This window comes from Sphingomonas sp. BL-S-30, assembly GCF_055521475.1.
This window is the reverse complement of the sequence record NZ_CM145481.1, coordinates 1,743,698-1,759,549: the sequence shown is the minus strand read 5'-3', so window position 1 is coordinate 1,759,549 and position 15,852 is coordinate 1,743,698. Positions and strand designations below refer to the sequence as shown.

The 15,852-nt window shown below is 65.4% G+C and carries 13 protein-coding genes and 1 tRNA gene; 4 read left to right on the top strand and 10 right to left on the bottom strand.

Annotated elements, in window-relative coordinates; genetic code table 11:
• Positions 1–139: 139 nt before the first annotated feature.
• Together ACZ1I5_RS08090 and ACZ1I5_RS08085 are read left to right on the top strand one after the other, a co-directional pair.
• Positions 140–1,396, top strand: coding sequence for an MFS transporter (locus ACZ1I5_RS08090; RefSeq protein ID WP_465173184.1), 1,257 nt, complete (start codon positions 140–142; stop codon positions 1,394–1,396).
• Positions 1,393–3,027 carry a glycoside hydrolase family 43 protein gene (locus tag ACZ1I5_RS08085; protein ID WP_465173183.1) on the top strand — a complete coding sequence of 545 codons (1,635 nt, stop codon included), beginning with the start codon at positions 1,393–1,395 and terminating at the stop codon, positions 3,025–3,027. The genes ACZ1I5_RS08090 and ACZ1I5_RS08085 overlap by 4 nt, the downstream gene beginning before the upstream one ends.
• 64 nt (positions 3,028–3,091) lie before the next feature.
• On the opposite strand, the gene ACZ1I5_RS08080 is transcribed toward ACZ1I5_RS08085, so the two are convergent.
• Positions 3,092–3,694 carry an NADPH-dependent F420 reductase gene (locus ACZ1I5_RS08080; RefSeq protein WP_465173182.1) on the bottom strand — a complete coding sequence of 201 codons (603 nt, stop codon included), beginning with the start codon at positions 3,692–3,694 and terminating at the stop codon, positions 3,092–3,094.
• A gap of 62 nt (positions 3,695–3,756) precedes the next feature.
• On the bottom strand, positions 3,757–4,491 hold the full coding sequence (locus tag ACZ1I5_RS08075) for an SDR family NAD(P)-dependent oxidoreductase (protein WP_465173181.1): 735 nt from the start codon (positions 4,489–4,491) through the stop codon (positions 3,757–3,759).
• A 179-nt stretch (positions 4,492–4,670) separates the two neighbouring features.
• On the opposite strand from ACZ1I5_RS08075, the gene ACZ1I5_RS08070 reads away from it, so the two are divergent.
• On the top strand, positions 4,671–5,567 hold the full coding sequence (locus ACZ1I5_RS08070; protein ID WP_465173180.1) for a LysR family transcriptional regulator: 897 nt from the start codon (positions 4,671–4,673) through the stop codon (positions 5,565–5,567).
• Between the two features lie 137 nt (positions 5,568–5,704).
• On the top strand, positions 5,705–6,685 hold the full coding sequence (locus tag ACZ1I5_RS08065) for a DUF808 domain-containing protein (protein WP_465173179.1): 981 nt from the start codon (positions 5,705–5,707) through the stop codon (positions 6,683–6,685).
• Here ACZ1I5_RS08065 and ACZ1I5_RS08060 read toward each other — a convergent pair.
• The 8 genes from ACZ1I5_RS08060 to ACZ1I5_RS08025 form a co-directional block, all read right to left on the bottom strand.
• Positions 6,667–7,281: a ParB-like protein gene (locus ACZ1I5_RS08060; protein WP_465173178.1), complete on the bottom strand. Its 615-nt coding sequence runs from the start codon at positions 7,279–7,281 to the stop codon at positions 6,667–6,669. The genes ACZ1I5_RS08065 and ACZ1I5_RS08060 overlap by 19 nt on opposite strands.
• A complete protein-coding gene (locus ACZ1I5_RS08055) occupies positions 7,265–8,914 on the bottom strand; it encodes a SulP family inorganic anion transporter (RefSeq protein ID WP_465173177.1) in 1,650 nt (549 codons plus the stop codon). The genes ACZ1I5_RS08060 and ACZ1I5_RS08055 overlap by 17 nt, the downstream gene beginning before the upstream one ends.
• 53 nt (positions 8,915–8,967) lie before the next feature.
• Positions 8,968–9,044 (bottom strand) — tRNA-Pro (locus ACZ1I5_RS08050).
• 49 nt (positions 9,045–9,093) lie between these two features.
• The gene (locus ACZ1I5_RS08045; RefSeq protein ID WP_465173176.1) at positions 9,094–9,837 is read right to left on the bottom strand and encodes an SDR family oxidoreductase; all 744 of its coding nucleotides are present in this window, start codon (positions 9,835–9,837) and stop codon (positions 9,094–9,096) included.
• A 287-nt stretch (positions 9,838–10,124) separates the two neighbouring features.
• Entirely contained in the window at positions 10,125–11,270 is a 1,146-nt protein-coding gene (locus ACZ1I5_RS08040; RefSeq protein ID WP_465173175.1) for a hypothetical protein, read from the bottom strand.
• A complete protein-coding gene (locus ACZ1I5_RS08035; RefSeq protein WP_465173174.1) occupies positions 11,267–12,145 on the bottom strand; it encodes a DUF4437 domain-containing protein in 879 nt (292 codons plus the stop codon). The genes ACZ1I5_RS08040 and ACZ1I5_RS08035 overlap by 4 nt, the downstream gene beginning before the upstream one ends.
• A gap of 106 nt (positions 12,146–12,251) precedes the next feature.
• Entirely contained in the window at positions 12,252–13,313 is a 1,062-nt protein-coding gene (locus ACZ1I5_RS08030; protein ID WP_465173173.1) for a DUF4437 domain-containing protein, read from the bottom strand.
• Between the two features lie 47 nt (positions 13,314–13,360).
• On the bottom strand, positions 13,361–15,601 hold the full coding sequence (locus tag ACZ1I5_RS08025; RefSeq protein ID WP_465173923.1) for a TonB-dependent receptor: 2,241 nt from the start codon (positions 15,599–15,601) through the stop codon (positions 13,361–13,363).
• Positions 15,602–15,852 lie beyond the last annotated feature (251 nt).

Genomic DNA, 15,852 nt, shown 5'->3' with positions numbered 1-15,852 from the left:
CCTGGCCATCCTCCCCGCAAATCGGCCGCGACCGCCCCGCGATCTTGCCAGCACGGGCCAGATCGTTATCGCTACCATCAGCGATCGAGCCACAACGGCGCCCGACGCGCGGGGAGGAATCGCGATGCGGATTGGCAGGATGATGAAGATCCGCTGGTGGATCATCGGGCTGGTGATGATCGGTACCATCCTGAACTATCTGACCCGCAGCATCATGGGCGTCGCCGCGCCGACCGCGATGACCGAGCTGCATATCAGCACCGAGCAATATAGCTGGATCACCGGTGGCTTTCAGCTCGGCATCATGCTGCAGCCGATCGCCGGCTATATTCTCGACATGATCGGGCTGAAGACCGGCCTCGCGCTGTTCGCCGCGGCCTGGGGCGTGATCACCATGGCGCACGGCCTGGCGACCGGCTGGGTCAGCCTCGCCGGCCTGCGCGCGCTGCTCGGCTTTGCCGAGGGCACCGCCCATCCTGGCGCGCTGAAGGTCATCTCCGAATGGTTTCCGGCCCGCGAGCGCGGCTTTGCCGGCGGCGTCTACAATATCGGCGCCTCGCTCGGCTCGGTGCTCGCCCCGCTTCTGGTGGCGGGCGCGGTCTATGTGTGGGACTGGCGCGGCGCCTTCATCGTCGCGGGCATCTTCGCGCTGATCTGGGCCGCCTGCTGGCGGCGCCTCTATCATTCACCCGAAACCCATCCGACCGTCTCGCCCGAGGAAAGGGCCGAGATCCTCGAAGGCCAGGAAACCTATCTCCGCGCCACCGAGGACAAGCCGCCGCTCAGCCGCCTCCTGCGCCGTCGCAACCTGTGGGGCATCGCGCTGCCCCGGTTCCTCGCCGATCCGGTCTGGGGCACGCTGACCCTGTGGATGCCGCTCTATCTCACCACCGTCCGCCATTTCGATCTCGGCCAGATCGCGATGTTCGCCGGCCTGCCCTTCATCGCCGCCGATCTCGGCTGCCTGTTCGGGCCCGCCGTGGTGCTATGGCTGCAACGGCGCGGCGTGAGCCTGATCAACGCGCGGCGCGGCGCCTATACGCTGGGTGCGGTGCTGATGACCGGCATGATGTTCGTCGGCCAGGTCGAAAGCGCCGCCGCGGCGGTCGCTTTGCTCTGCCTCGGCGGCTTTGCGCACCAGACTCTGTCCGTCACCTGCATTACCATGGCGTCCGACCTGTTCCCACGGAACGAAGTCGGCACCGCGGCGGGCATTGCCGGCACCATGGCCAATCTCGGCGTGCTGATCTTCTCGCTCGCGATGGGCCATTTCGTCGAGACGATCGGCTATGGCCCGTTCTTCGTCGCGCTCGGCATCCTCGACCTGTTCGCCGCCGCCGTGATGTGGATTCTCGTCCGCGCCCCCGAACCCCAGAAGGACCCCGAGCCCGCATGATCCGCAATCCCATCCTCCGCGGCTTCAACCCCGACCCGTCGATCGTCCGCGTCGGCGAGGATTATTATATCGCGACCTCGACCTTCGAATGGTTTCCCGGCGTGCAGATCCATCATTCGCGCGACCTGGCCAACTGGACGCTGGTCGCCCGCCCGCTGGTGCGGGCGAGCCAGCTCGACATGCGCGGCGATCCGGACAGTTGCGGCGTCTGGGCGCCGTGCCTGACGCATGACGGCGACCGGTTTCATCTGATCTACACCGACGTGAAGCGCTATGGCCGCACCACCACCGGCGGCGCTTCGGGCGCGTCGCTGCGCGATTTCCACAATTACCTGGTGACGAGCGAGACCATCGAGGACGACTGGTCCGACCCCGTCTATCTCAACAGCAGCGGCTTCGACCCCTCGCTGTTCCACGACGATGACGGCCGCAAATATCTCGTCAACATGCTGTGGGACCATCGGCCCGGCCGCAACCGCTTCGCCGGCATCGTGCTGCAGGAATATGCGCCCGAGGCCAGCGCCCTGATCGGCGAACCGCGCCTGATCTTCGCAGGCACCCCGCTGGGCCTCACCGAGGCGCCGCATCTCTACAAGCGCGACGGCTTCTATTATCTCATCACCGCCGAAGGCGGCACTGCCTGGAACCACGCCGTGACCATGGCGCGCTCGCGCTCGCTGACCGGCCCCTATGAACTCCACCCCGACACCTATATCCTCAGCGCGCGCGACCGCCCCGATGCGCCGCTGCAGCGCGCAGGCCATGCCGATCTGGTCGAGACCCCCGAGGGCGAGCCCTGGATGGTCTATCTCTGCGGTCGCCCCCTCCCCAATCGCGGCCGCTGCGTGATGGGCCGCGAGACCGCAATCCAGCCGATGCGCTGGGCGGACGATGGCTGGCTCTATACGGCGAGCGGCGACAGCATCCCGGTACTCGACATCCCCATGCCGACGCTCGATGCGCCGACGCTGGGACCCCCTGTACGATCGGACTTCGACGACGACGTGCTGCCGATCGACTTCCAATGGCTCCGCTCGCCCGAGCCGGAAAAGCTGTTCAGCCTCACTGCCCGCCCCGGCCATCTCCGCCTGTTCGGCCGGGAGTCACTGGGCAGCCTGTTCGAACAGGCGCTGGTCGCGCGCCGGCAACAGGCCTTTTGCTATTCGGCGGAGACGATCGTCGAGTTCGCCCCGCAAAGCTATCAGCAGGCGGCCGGCCTGGTCTGCTATTATAACGGCTCGAAATATCATTATCTGTTCGTCACCGCTGGTGACGATGGCGGCCGCCAGATCCAGGTCATGTCGGCCCTGCCCGACTCGCCCCAGGGCGACGCTTTTTCGCAAATCCACCCCGTCGCGGCGGAAGGCCGGATCCACCTCCGCGCCGAGGTCGATTACGAACGCCTCCGCTTCGCCTTCCGTATCGAGGGCGACGCCGACTGGACCTGGCTGCGCGAGCAGTTCGACGCCAGCATCCTGTCAGACGAAGCGAGCGCGCCGGGCCTGCCCAACTTCACCGGCGCGTTCGTGGGGGTTGCCTGTCAGGACACATCCGGCCGGCGGCTGGCGGCGGATATCGACTGGTTCGACTATCGCGAGCGCGCCTATCTCGCGGACTGTACAAAGACCTGATCAGGAGACAGCGCCGTCACAGCCGCCATGTGGTGAGCCGTTTCTGACAGCAGCGGCAGATCCGTTACTGCTCCTTCTTGAACAGGTCCTGGAAGATCAGCGGCCCCCAGATGCGGCCGCGTGCGTGGACCAGCGCGCCACCTTCATTGAGCTTGCCCAGCGCGACGGGGGCGAAGCCGAGTTGCCTGGCCAGGGCCGCCACCGGCGCGACCGCATCCTCATCGTCGCTCGACAGAAAGACGACCCGGTGCCCGCCTTTGACGACCGGATCGGTGGCCAGGGTGGCCGCGATCAGGTGATTGAACCCTTTCACGAGCCTGGCGCCAGGGAACGCCTTCGCAACGAAGGCAGAGGACGGGAGACCGTCCAGTTCTTCAGGGGGAACGCCGTACGTGTTCGTCGCGTCGATGATGGTCTTGCCTTCCCAGCTCGGCAGGGCCTTCGCAACCTCGCCATGCTCCCCGAACGGGACCGCCAGGATGATCGTATCGGCCTCGAGCGCATCCTGCAGCGACCTGACGACGACCATGGGCCCGATCGCCCGAGCCTGCGGCGCCAGTGCCTCGGGCGGCCGGCGGCTCGCGACGGTTACCGCGATGTTCTTGCGGGCGAAGGCGTGGGCGAGCGCCTGGCCGATCTTGCCGAAGCCTATGATTGCATAACTCATGATAGTTCTCCGTTTCGTGTTGATAGTGATTTCTTGGGCCTCAACGGCGCCAGGCCAGCGCGTCAGAGTTGGGCAAGGCCGCCGTCGACGGCGAGTTCGCTGGCGGTCATGAAGCTGCTGTCCGACGACGCGAGAAAGGCAGCCGCCGCCCCGATTTCGGCTGGATCGGCCATGCGCTGGAGCGGCGTCATCGCGGCGAAGGCCTTCTGGCCCTCCTCGCCCAGCGCGTCCTTGGCGAGCTCGGTCGCCGTCGCCCCGGGCGACAGCACGTTTACCCGGATGCCGGTGCCCTTCAGGTCCTCCGCCCAGGTCCGCGCAAGATTGCGCACGGCCGCCTTGCTCGCGCTATAGGCGCTCATTCCCGGAGCGCCCGTGGTGCCGGCGCTCGATCCGGTCAGGATGATCGAACCGCCCGCGCTCATCAGCGGCAGCGCCTTCTGGACCGTGAAGATCGTCCCCTTCACATTGGTGTCGAAGGTTTCGTCGATGTGCTCGGCGGTGATCTTGCCGAGCGCAAGCTGGCTTCCCGCCCCGGCATTGGCAAAGACGATGTCGAGGGTTCCGCGCTCGGCCTTCACCGCCGCGTAAAGCCGGTCGAGGTCGGCCAGCTCGGAGACCGAGCCCTTCACCGCACGGGCATCGGGCCCGAGCGCGGCGATAGCGGCGTCGAGCGCTTCCCGCCGACGGCCGAAGATGAAGACGAAGGCGCCCTCCTCGATGAAGCGCTTTGCAGCGGCAAGGCCGATGCCGGTAGCGCCACCCGTGATCACGGCGGTCTTTCCATTCAGTCTGTTCATGTCGTGTATCCCTGGCTGGAGCGTTTGGGAACGCTCCCGAGAACCACCAGATGGGGCCGCCGGCGTCAGGCGTTCAGTGCAAAAACGCGCACATCGGTGGTGCGAAATTCATCCGGCTGGATGGGCTCTCGCCAACAACGACAGTTGATTGGGCGCACTCCGCGGTGCAGGATCGCACCATGATCGACTGGGATGACGTTCGCTACTTTCTCGCCGTCGCACGTGGGGGCTCGGTGCGGGCTGCCGCCGCGCGCCTGGGCGTGAACCACTCGACCGTGCTGCGACGCATCGCCCAGCTCGAGGAACGCCTCGGGGCACAGATGTTCGAAAAACTGCCTGCGGGCTATCGCCTGACCGCCGCGGGCGAGGAGGTTCTCGAGCTCGCGAACCAGATGGAAGCGTCGTCGCACCAGCTGGAGACGCGAATCTTCGGCCGCGACCAGAGCGTGCGCGGGCTTTTGCGGGTGACGCTGGCGCCGCCCCTCGCCACTCACCTGCTCATGCCGGACTTCTCCGATTTCGCGCGCCTGCACCCGGACATCGAGATGGAAATCCTGTCGTCCGGCGAGCTGGCAAATCTGACCAACCGCGAGGCCGACGTGGCGATCCGCGTCGTCTATGACCGCAAGACCCTGCCGCTCAATCTTCACGGCCTGAAGGGGCCGGAGCTGTTCGGCGCCGTCTATATCTCGCGCGATCGACTGGCCGCCTGGCGTGCGGGCGCGCCCGATTCCATGCGGTGGATCGTCATCAGCATGCACGGCATTCCGGACTGGGCCAGCGAGGGGGAGGTTCGCACCGCCGGGGTTCCGTTCAGGGTCACGGATGCCGAGGCGCAACTCGCCGCGGCGCGGCAGGGGCTCGGCATCACGACATTGCCGTGCTTCGTCGGAGATGCCGATCCGCTATTGGTGCGGGTACCAGGCACCGACCTGCACCAATATGGAGCGGTTTGGCTTCTCACGCAGGGGGAGACGCGCAAGACGAAGCGCGTGCGGCTCTTCACGGAGTTCGTATCCCGCAGGCTTGCCGCCTACGCGCCGCTTCTCGCCGGGCTGGCCATGTCGCGCGACTGACCCCCGGGCCGCGGCCGACCACGCCAGCCCGGCTCCTGCGAGGATCTGCCGAATTTCCACATCGCGGCGGCCCGATCCACTGGCGCTTCGCGTCGAATGCGATACCAACGGCCCGCACCATAGCTGAAAGAGATCGAATGCCCGGAGGCCTTGTAGCGCTGCTCGACGATATCGCGATGATCGCGAAGCTGGCCGCGGCCTCGGTGGACGATGTCGCCGGCGCGGCAGGCCGGGCGGGCGTGAAGGCAGCGGGCGTGGTGATCGACGATACCGCGGTCACGCCGCGTTATGTCGTCGGCCTGACGCCCGACCGCGAGTTGCCGATCATCGCCAAGATCGCGATCGGATCGCTGCGCAACAAGCTGTTGTTCCTGCTGCCAGCCGCCCTTCTGCTGAGCAGCTTCGCGCCCTGGGCGATCACGCCGCTGCTGATGATCGGCGGCGCCTATCTCTGCTTCGAGGCGACCGAGAAGATCTTCGAGATGATCGTCGGCGAACATCACGCCGACGAAGTCGCCGAGATCCACGATCCGGCCGAGCTGGAAAAGCGCCAGGTCGGCGGCGCGATCCGCACCGATTTCATCCTGTCGGCCGAGATCATGGTCATTGCCCTGTCCGACATCCCCGAACAGTCGGTGGTGATGCAAGGCGTGGTGCTGGCCGCCGTCGGCATCGCCATCACTGTCGGCGTCTATGGCGTGGTCGGACTGATCGTGAAGATGGACGATATCGGCCTGCACCTGGCCCAGCGCAGATCGGCCGGCGTCCGCGCCCTCGGCCGTGGGCTGGTCAAGGCGATGCCCTTGCTGCTTGAGGGCCTGTCGACGCTCGGCGTCGCGGCGATGGCCTGGGTCGGCGGCGGGTTCATCGTGCATGGGCTGGAGGAATTCGGCCTGGGCGTGATCTCGCACGGGCTGCACGATGCGGCTGAGGCAGTCGGCCACGCCTCGCCGGTGGCGCAGGGGCTGGTCGAATGGCTGGTCGGCGCGCTCGGATCGGCGGTGGTCGGCATGATCGTCGGCGGCGTCATCGTCGCGGTGCTTCACCTGATTCCGCGCAAGGGTGGCCACGCCCCAAAGGCCCATGGCGCCGCCGTCGATCAGAAGGTCCCGCAATAACCCGGCAGGTGCCTCGCCTCCTCGCCATGCGCGATCTCGAGGGCCTTGTTCACTGCCTTTTCGAACCTGTCCGCCACCCTTTTCGCCGAAATCCGTCCACGGAGAAAATCGGCCCAAAGGAATTCGGCATAGGGCGTGTCGGTCTTGGCATAGCCGCCGGCCTGCCGCACTGCCCCGGCCAGGGAGCGGTACGGGTCGTCGACGAGCTTGCCCAGCGAACGCGGCATGTCGGCGACGTCGCACCTTCGGCCCTTCGCGTCATAGGGGTGGAGCCAGTTGCGATTGTCCATGAAGGTGAGGAATTCCGCCTTGCGCAGATGGCCCAGCCTGGCGACCACGCTGACCAGCACATGCTCGACCCCTTCGTCGTGCAGCGCGCGCGCCAGGTGATGATGATCGATCAGCCATGGAACCTGCTTCGGCCCCAGCACCACCGGGATCATGTGACTTCCGAGGAAATCGGGGCCATCCGCGGCGACATGCCCCTGCCATTGCCGTCTTTTGCGGTCCACCTCGATCATGCCGACCGTCATCTGGGTCGGGCGCAGCGCGGCGAGCGGAACGGGCTGCAGCCGTGGCTCAAGCAGGTTGTACATCGTCGTTCCCTTTTCCCGCCTTCACCGCGCGCACCGCGTCCGCCACACTGAACGACGCACCCTTCGCCAGGCGATCGAACCCGGCCGCCACCAGCACGTCGCGAACGCGATCATGCGCCCGCGCAAGCTGCAGGGACAGGCCTTTCGCCGCCAGCAGCTTCTCGAACTCGGCGATCGCCTCCAGCGCGGTGCTGTCGAGATCGTCGCTCTCCTCCAGGCTCAGCACGACATGGGTGTCACCGCTTCTTGCCAGCGCCTTCGCCGCGATGGTGCCGAGCGACTGTTCGGCATTGGCGAAGAAAAGCGGCGCATTGGGTCGAAAGATCACCATGCCCTCCACGCCCCTGGCGTCGAGATGGCGCGCCCGGTCGACGAAATCGTGGCCGCCATCGAGATAGCCGAGTTCGCTCACCACGGGATGGGCGAGCCGGTTGAGCAGCGCCCCGATCGACAGGGCGACCGCGATCAGCATGCCGTCGAGCACCCCGAACAGGATCACGCCGCACGCCGCGGCAAGCGCGATCCATTGGTCGCGGTCGATCATGAACAACCGCGTGAGCGGCGCGGGCGACAGGGCGTGCGCCAGTGCCGCGACCACCACCGCCGCCAGCAACGGCTGCGGCAGGGCCTCGATCGTCGGGCCGGCCAGCCATGCCGCCGCCGCGAGGGCGATCAGCGCGGTGATCGCGGCGAGCCGGTTCGTCGCGCCGGCGGACTCGGTGGCCGACGCCGCGGAGAAGCCGGCCCCGACCGGCATGCCCTGGGCCAGCGCGGACAACAGGTTCGCGCCGGCCAGCGCACTGAATTCGCGATTGGCGGACAGCGTGTCGCCATGGCGCAGCGCGAGCGTTCGCACGGTGCCCCAGCTTTCGGCGAACAGGATCAGCGTCAGCGGGGCAGCGAGTTGCGCGAGGCGCGACCAGCGCGCAAAACTGAAATCCGGCATCGTCCAGGCAGACAGATGGAAATCGATCGGCCCGACCGATGCCACGCCCAGCGCCGGCAGGTCGATCATCCGCGACGCCGCGACGCCCAGCACCAGGGCGATCAGCGCGGCGGGAAGACGAGTGGTCGCGCGCAGGCCGAGCAGCAGTGCCAACGCGACCGCCCCGATCGTGAGGCTGGCGAGGTTCGTCCGGCCGAGATTCGCCGCGATGTCGGCCAGCAGGGCCAGCGTGGAGGACGAGGCGAGCTTCAGCCCGAGCAGATGCGGCACCTGGCGGATGATGATGTTGATCGCCAGGCCGAAGGCGAAACCGCGCAGCACCGGGCGGGCGATGAACGCCGACAGGCTGCCGAGACGAAACAGGGCGATCAGCGCGAACAATGCGCCGACGATCGCGGCCATCGCCATCGCCATCGCGCCGCGCTCGGCCGGACTGCCCGGCAACGTCGCCAGCGCGGCGGCGAGAATGGCCGCCGAGGAGGAGGTCGGCGCGACGATCGCGAAGCGGCTGCGGCCGAGCACCGCATAAGCCGCGCCGCCCGCGAGCGCGGCGAGGATGGCCCGCCCGGGCGTGAACCCCGCGATGCCCGCATAGGCGACGGCCTCGGGCAGCATCAGCCCGGCCACGGAAAGACCGGCCACGACATTCATGCCGGTCTGCGCAGGGATGCCGAGGATCGTCTTCACGCCGCCATCCTAACGGCGCGCGGAGCGACGCAGCAATCCATTCCGGGGAAGAATGGTCGGGGAGACAGGATTCGAACCTGCGACATCCTGCTCCCAAAGCAGGCGCGCTACCGGACTGCGCCACTCCCCGACGGACGGGTCGCTTAGGCTGGACCGGGGTGCGACGCAAGGCCGCTCGGTCATCCCCGGCCGAACAGGGGCATATTGGTCGCCATGATCGTCATGAAGGGAATGTTCGCGTCGAGCGGCAGCGCCGCCATATGGACGACCGCACGAGCGACATGGCCGACGTCCATCCTTGGCTCGGCACGGATGCTGCCATCGGGCTGCGGCACGCCCTGCCCCATCGCCGCGCTCATATCGGTCACCGCATTGCCGATATCGATCTGCCCGGCCGCGATGCCCCAGGCGCGGCCATCGAGCGCGATCGACTTGGTCAGGCCGGTCATGGCGTGCTTGCTCGCCGTATAGGGTGCGGAATGGGGTCGCGGCCGGTCGGCCGAGATCGATCCGTTGTTGATGATCCGCCCGCCCTGCGGCGTCTGGCGCTTCATCGCCCGCATCGCCGCACGGGCGCACAGGAAGCTGCCGAGGATGTTGACGTCGAGCAGCGACCGGATCGCCTCGACGTCCAGTTCGTCGAGCGGTACCGGCGGCGCCAAAATGCCGGCATTGTTGAACAACAGGTCGATCCGGCCGAATTCGGCAATCGCCGCGTCGAACAGCGCGTCCACCGACGCTGCATCGGCCACGTCGCACGGCACCGCGAGCATCGACCCGCCACCCAGCGCCGCGGTTTCGACAAGGGCCTCGTGCCGCCGCCCGGCGAGCACGACGCGCCACCCGGCCTCGCCCAGGGCAAGCGCCACGGCGCGGCCGATACCGCTTCCGGCGCCCGTCACGATCGCGACCCGATTGTCCATAGATACTCCCCGACTGGCTGAACGCCCTCGCGAGAAATCGGTGGGCCCGGCCCCTCCTAAAATAAAGAGCTATATTTTGACAAACGAAGGGAAATTTCCTTCGTTTTTCGGCGACACCTCAACCGATAGCTCCACGCTTTTGGGGCATCGGCGCAAGCGAGATCGCAGCAAGTCGCCAGCAGGGCGCGCCAAACGTCCTTGGGCATACCTCTGACGGCGCGCCACGGTCGCTGATCGCAAAAAAGGGCCGCCGAAGCGGCCCCTGAGGCTGGTCAAGAACCCGGAATCTAGTCGTGCGGCTCGTAGCGCGGCACGTCGTAATCATATTTCCGCCACGCGCCGCCCATATATTGAATGCCGGTCTTGTAGCTGCAATCGGTGACATAGGTCGCCCATAGCCGGGTGCCGGTGCGGACCAGCGTCCAGCCCCAATTCGCTTCGCCGTTACCGGCCTTCAGATTACCGTCGCCATCGCGTTCGCCGGGAGGCGCCTGGGCAACGGTGCCGTGCGCGACGCCAGCGGCGCGCCAGAAATAGCCCCGCGTGCCGTGCTTGTAGGACGAGATGCCGCCTTCCACGCACTCGCCGCCATAGACGGCGCGCGTCGGTCCACGCTCATCGGATGTGGCGACCCGCGTGCCCTCGGGAATGTAATATTCCTCGAAGCTGGGATGAATCTCGGCGCCGCCGCCGAAGATGCCGGGCTTGCTGCTGGGGGGAGCGGGAATGCTGTAGACGAAGGTCATCCACGTCATCTCGCCGGTGTCCGGGTCCTTGCGGATAAGACTGTGGAGATAACCGGGGAAGTTTCCACCGGTGCGATAGGCCGGGAACGGCTCATCGACATACCAGGCATTCTTGTAACGGTTCCAGTCGCGAACTCGTGCGTAGGTGCGTGCGCCCGCTTTGCCGGTGCTGGAGGCGACGAACTTCGGCGGCCCCTTGAACCATTGCAGCAGCACGGCGCCCTGGCGAGACTTGACTGGACCGCGCAGCATGCCCGCAGGCATGTAGCTATAGGAATATTTGCTGAGCTTCTCGATCGACGGCCCTTCGCCGATGCTGAGATCGCCATCGAGAACGATGATCTCGTTATCAACTTCGTCATAGCCCATGGGCTGGCTCCAGCCAGCGGGGACATAGGTGATCTGCGCGACCGCATCCATGCTCGGCGACTGACTCAGCAGCCGCCGCTGCAGGCCGGAGGGGAAACCCGGAGGCGCGAATGGCTCCCACTTCACGAACTCGATATTGGGCACGTTCTGCATCAGGCCAGGTCGGCCTTCGACCTCATAGCCCTTGTCGGGAACCGGGAAGGGCGGGCCCTGCTTGACGGTGGGCGGTCCGAATTGCTGGGCGAATGCGGGCGCGGCGAAGATCGCAAGGCCCAGCACCAGCGCCACCGGCAGGTGGACTTTGGCTTGCACGCTCATTGTGCACCTCCCTTGGCGGGCGCGGACGGCTCTGCGCACGTATTGCGATAGGTCTCCCAATGGCCGGGGCCGGTGCGGTACAGCCATACGGCAAAGGTGTCCGAATAGAGGCTGAGGCCGCCATGGGCGACGCCGGCAGGCCGGAAGAAATAGCCGTTCGGTGCGTAGGTGCCGGCCACCTGGCCCTGCGGCAGGCATTCCGCGACCGTCATGTCGCCCGCGAGCAAATACCCTTCCTGCCAGCTCTTGCTGGAGGACCAGAGCGGCAGCTTGCCTTCTCCGCTCATCACCGGATAGCCCCCCGGCGTCATCACGATCCAGGTCTTCTGCCCGGTTTTGGCATCGAGGTGCAACAGCCGCACCTGCACCGGCGAGTTTTCCATGACCGGCTCGTCGCGGAACTTGGGCAGGCTGCTCGGCTCCTTGATCGCCACGTCGTTATAGAGCAGCCCGTCAACGGCGCTGGCGGTGTCGGTGCCGGCGCGCGACTTGGCGCTGGCGACGTAATCGGGGGCACCGCTCCAGAACATCAGGACAGTCGCGCCTTCCGCGGTGCCGAAGCTATGGGCATAGCCCGCCGGGTAATAGGCATAGGCGTAGCGCCCCATCGGCTTGTCCGAAATGCTGATACCGCCTTCGACGACGAACATTTCGAGGTCCGCCGAATGATAGCCAGGCGGCTGCTTCCAGCCGGCCGGGAGCTTGGCGAGGATTGTCCGCGCGCCGGTCTTCTCGTCGAAGCTAAGCTGCTTGAACTCGGCGCCCGCAAGACCCGGAAAGGTGAGCGGACGCAGGTGCAAGGTGCTTGGCTGGACGAAACCGACGAACTCGCTCGAACGGTCGCGCGATTCCGGTATCCGGATGTCCTGTGCCAATGCTGTCGAATTCAGCAGCAACGCGCCACCCAGCGTAAGGCATGATAGGAGTCGATTGCTTATTGGCATTGGTAGCTCCCAAATTGTTGGATCATTTGACGCTAAGCTATTCGTGTACCTTGTACCGCGGCACGTTATAGTCGTACTTCTTCCAGCTGCCGTTCTTGTACTCGAGGCCGGTCTTGTACGTGCAGTCGGTCACATAGGTCGCCCATAGGGGCGTACCGGTCCGGACGATCGAGATGGTATAGCCCGGGGCATCGGCGCTGCGGCTCAGATGTCCGCCATGCGCCACGCCGCCGGGGCGCCACCAATAGGTATTGTTGCCGTAGACGGCCGGGGTTTCGCCCTGCGCCAGGCATTCGCCGATGACCGTGTCGTTGTCCTTCTCGAGGAAGAAATATTCCTCGAAACTGGGATGCACTTCATAACCGCCGCCGAAATTGCTGGGCTTGCCGCTGGGCGGGGCGGGAATGCTCGCGCCGAACGTTATCCACGTCATTTCACCGGTGTCAGGATCCTTGCGAAGCAGCTTGTGCAGCGCCCCCGGAAAATTGCCGCCGGTGCGATAGTCCGGAAACGGCTTGCCGATATGCCAGGCCGCGTCGAACTGATTCCAGTCGCGAATGCGGGCATAGGCGCGCGCGCCCTTCTTGCTGGTTCCTGACGCAACGAACCTCGGTGCGCCTTTCCACCATTGCAGAAGCACGGCGCCCTGCCGCGACGTGACCGGCCCATGCCCCACGCCTGCCGGCATATAGCTGTAAGAGTATCTCGTGAGCTTCTCGTCGCCGATGCTCAGATCGCCATCGAGCACGACAATCTCGTTATCGACGTCATCATAGCCCGCCGGCTGGGTCCATCCCGCGGGAACATAGGTGATCTGCGCCACTGCTCCCATGCTCGGCGACTTGCTCAGGAGCCGCCGTTGCAAGCCCGCCGGGATACCGGGGGCCGCGAACGGCTCCCAGGAAATCAGATTTGGGTCATAGTGCAGGACGAACCCGGAGCCGGGATCCCCCGGCCGCCCTTCCACGGCATATCCGTCATCAGGCACCGGAAACGGTGGCGCCTGCTCGACTGATGGCGGACCGAAGGATTGGGCAAAAGCCGGGGTCGCGAGACAAGTGGAGCAGGCCGAAAGGGCGGCTGCCAGATACAGCTTCATGCAACGCGAAAACGCTTCGCATGACCCGTCCGCTCGGCCCGCGTCCCTCATTTGAAGGAGAAGCCGAGGCGGAACATGATCTGGCGGGGTTCCGCGACATACCCCACGACAGAGGGCTTGACCGCATTGGAACTCAGCAGGCCGGCGCTCAAATAATGTTTGTTCGCCAGGTTGCGTCCCTCGACAGAGGCCGTCCAGACGCCATCGTCACTGCGCCAGCCGATCGACGCATTGAACAGATCCAGCGTCCGCGTCTGCACCAGTTCCGGCTGATTGGAGATATTGTTGTAGACCTTCGACGTGTGGTCCCAATTGCCGTTGAGCGACAGCGCTCCGGGCAAGCCGTCCAGCGTCGGCGTGAACCGAAAGCCCAGGCTTACCTTCGCCTTGGGCAGGCCCTTGATCTCGTTGTTCGTGCAGTCGGTATAGACGCCGAACTGGTTCGCGCAGGTGAAGGACTTGGTATATTTGCCGTCGTTGAAGGCCATGTTGCCATATAGGTTCAGGCTGTCGACCACCTGCCAGCTCGGCTCCAGCTCGAGACCCCAGACCCGTGCGGCACCGGCGTTGAGCGTTGCCAGGAACGTCGAGTTGGGAATGATCGTCGTCAGCTGGAGGTCGCTGTAATTGGCGAGATAGGCGGTCGCGTTGATCCGGAATCGGTACTCCGGCAGGTTGATCTTGACGCCGAGCTCATAGCTGTCGACCCACTCGGCACCATAAGGCGTCGGCACCAGCGCCGCGGTGATCGGATCGCGCGAGTTGAATCCGCCGCTTCGCGTACCCTTGGTCCAGGAAAGATAGGTGAACAGGTCGCTGTTGATCTCCCAGTTCAGGCCCAGCTTGGGCGTCAGCGAGGAGAAGGTCGACTTGCCAACCTGCGAACCGGCCACGGACCCGACCGTCAGCGCGAAGTAATCGGTGGTCTCGCGAGTATAACGGAGCCCACCGAGAACGCTGAACCCGCCGCCGAGAGTATAGGTCGCCTGCGCAAACACTGCTGGCGCCTCGACCTTGTTGGACGCGTCGTCGGTCTGGCTGCCGCTGCGCGCACCCTGCTGCGTGCCCTTTTCGGTGAAGTAATACAGCCCGGCGACAGCCTTGAGGCGCTCGCCCGTGTAGATCAGGTTCAGTTCCTGCGTAAACCAGGTGCTCTTGAGTTGCACCTGGTCCGAATTCGCGACAACCAGCTTCCCGCCATTTGCCGCAATTTTCGCCGCTGACAGCGAGGTGTCATTGCCCAGGCTTTCCTGCCTCAGCTCACCATAGCCGCTGATCGAACCCAGTTCGAGTTCGTCCGTGAGGGAATAGGTGGCGTTGAGCGTCGCGCCCTTCTGAAGAATCTTCTGATCAAAGTTCGCGACCAGTTCGTTGATCGTCAGATCGCGGTTGGGCACCGCATACGGGTCCACCACGCCGCTCGGCGTGATCAGCGGGATCGGGACAATGCTGTCGGAATGATCCTGCATGGCATAGGCCGAAAACTCGAATGTCAGCTTTTCCGTCGGCTCGAACAGGATTTTGAGGCGCTCAGCGCTGCGTTCCAGATCGCCGACGCGCTGACCGGTCGGCAGATTGTAAACGAACCCGTCGCGCTTGCGGTAAAGACCGCTCAGCGAGAAGGCGAGCTTGTCCTCGATGATCGGGCCGCTGATATAGGCCTTCCCTTCGAGCGCCTGATAATTGCCCGCGGCGACCTGTCCTGCGCCGGTCCAGTGATAGGTCGGGCGCTTGGTCACCAGCTTGATGGCGCCCCCCGAGGTGTTACGCCCGTAGAGCGTGCCCTGCGGACCGCGAAGGAACTCGACGCGCTCGATGTCGAAGAAATCGAAGAAGGCGCCGTTGGGACGCGGCTGGATGACGTTATCGATATAGACGCCGACGGTGCCGTTGGCACGGATGCCGCCGGTCTCGGTGCCCGCGCCGCGGACCACGATCTTCATCTGGGACGACCCGGCCGTCGCCTGCGAAAGCGTGATGCCTGGAACCTGGTTGGCGAGGTCGCGGACGTCGCGGGTCTGCCGCTCCGTCAGCAGTTCCGCACTGAGGGCAGTCACCGAAATCGGCGTGGTCCGCACCGTGCCCCCGTAACGCTCGGCGGTGACGACGATTTCGCCGTTGTTGTCGCCGTTGCTGTCGGGCGAAGCATCCTGGACCGCCGTTTCGTCCACCGGCTTTTCAGTGGTCGCAGGTGCCGTCTGCGCCCAGGCGGGCGTTGCCAGGATTGCGGAGCTCAACAAGGTGGCGAGAAAGATTTTACGCGATGTCAGTCTGTATGCGAGCGTCATGATCAACCCCCTTTTTCCGGCCCGAAGCGAGCCAGCCCGTCCTCCGCCGCGCTTTTTGAGCGCCTTGTCGAGGTCTGATCAGGCGTTGTGAAAAAGCCCGTTCCCCAGCCCCATTTGTTATGCATCCATATCAAATCACGAGTCGCCGGGGTCCGCAAGCGATTTGTTATACATATATGGTAATTGGGTGACTGAAAGTGTCACAACCGTCACGGCCCGAGCAAGATTCCGCCAGGCGGCGGATGAATCGG

Bases quoted from the DNA above. Each gene is read 5' to 3' on its own strand.
- ACZ1I5_RS08075 (WP_465173181.1), bottom strand. From the start codon at position 4,491: ATGAACAGACTGAATGGAAAGACCGCCGTGATCACGGGTGGCGCTACC.
- ACZ1I5_RS08065 (WP_465173179.1), top strand. From the start codon at position 5,705: ATGCCCGGAGGCCTTGTAGCGCTGCTCGACGATATCGCGATGATCGCG.
- ACZ1I5_RS08030 (WP_465173173.1), bottom strand. From the start codon at position 13,313: ATGAAGCTGTATCTGGCAGCCGCCCTTTCGGCCTGCTCCACTTGTCTC.
- ACZ1I5_RS08060 (WP_465173178.1), bottom strand. From the start codon at position 7,281: ATGTACAACCTGCTTGAGCCACGGCTGCAGCCCGTTCCGCTCGCCGCG.
- ACZ1I5_RS08085 (WP_465173183.1), top strand. From the start codon at position 1,393: ATGATCCGCAATCCCATCCTCCGCGGCTTCAACCCCGACCCGTCGATC.
- ACZ1I5_RS08090 (WP_465173184.1), top strand. From the start codon at position 140: ATGATGAAGATCCGCTGGTGGATCATCGGGCTGGTGATGATCGGTACC.
- ACZ1I5_RS08080 (WP_465173182.1), bottom strand. From the start codon at position 3,694: ATGAGTTATGCAATCATAGGCTTCGGCAAGATCGGCCAGGCGCTCGCC.
- ACZ1I5_RS08040 (WP_465173175.1), bottom strand. From the start codon at position 11,270: ATGAGCGTGCAAGCCAAAGTCCACCTGCCGGTGGCGCTGGTGCTGGGC.
- ACZ1I5_RS08025 (WP_465173923.1), bottom strand. From the start codon at position 15,601: ATGACGCTCGCATACAGACTGACATCGCGTAAAATCTTTCTCGCCACC.
- ACZ1I5_RS08070 (WP_465173180.1), top strand. From the start codon at position 4,671: ATGATCGACTGGGATGACGTTCGCTACTTTCTCGCCGTCGCACGTGGG.
- ACZ1I5_RS08045 (WP_465173176.1), bottom strand. From the start codon at position 9,837: ATGGACAATCGGGTCGCGATCGTGACGGGCGCCGGAAGCGGTATCGGC.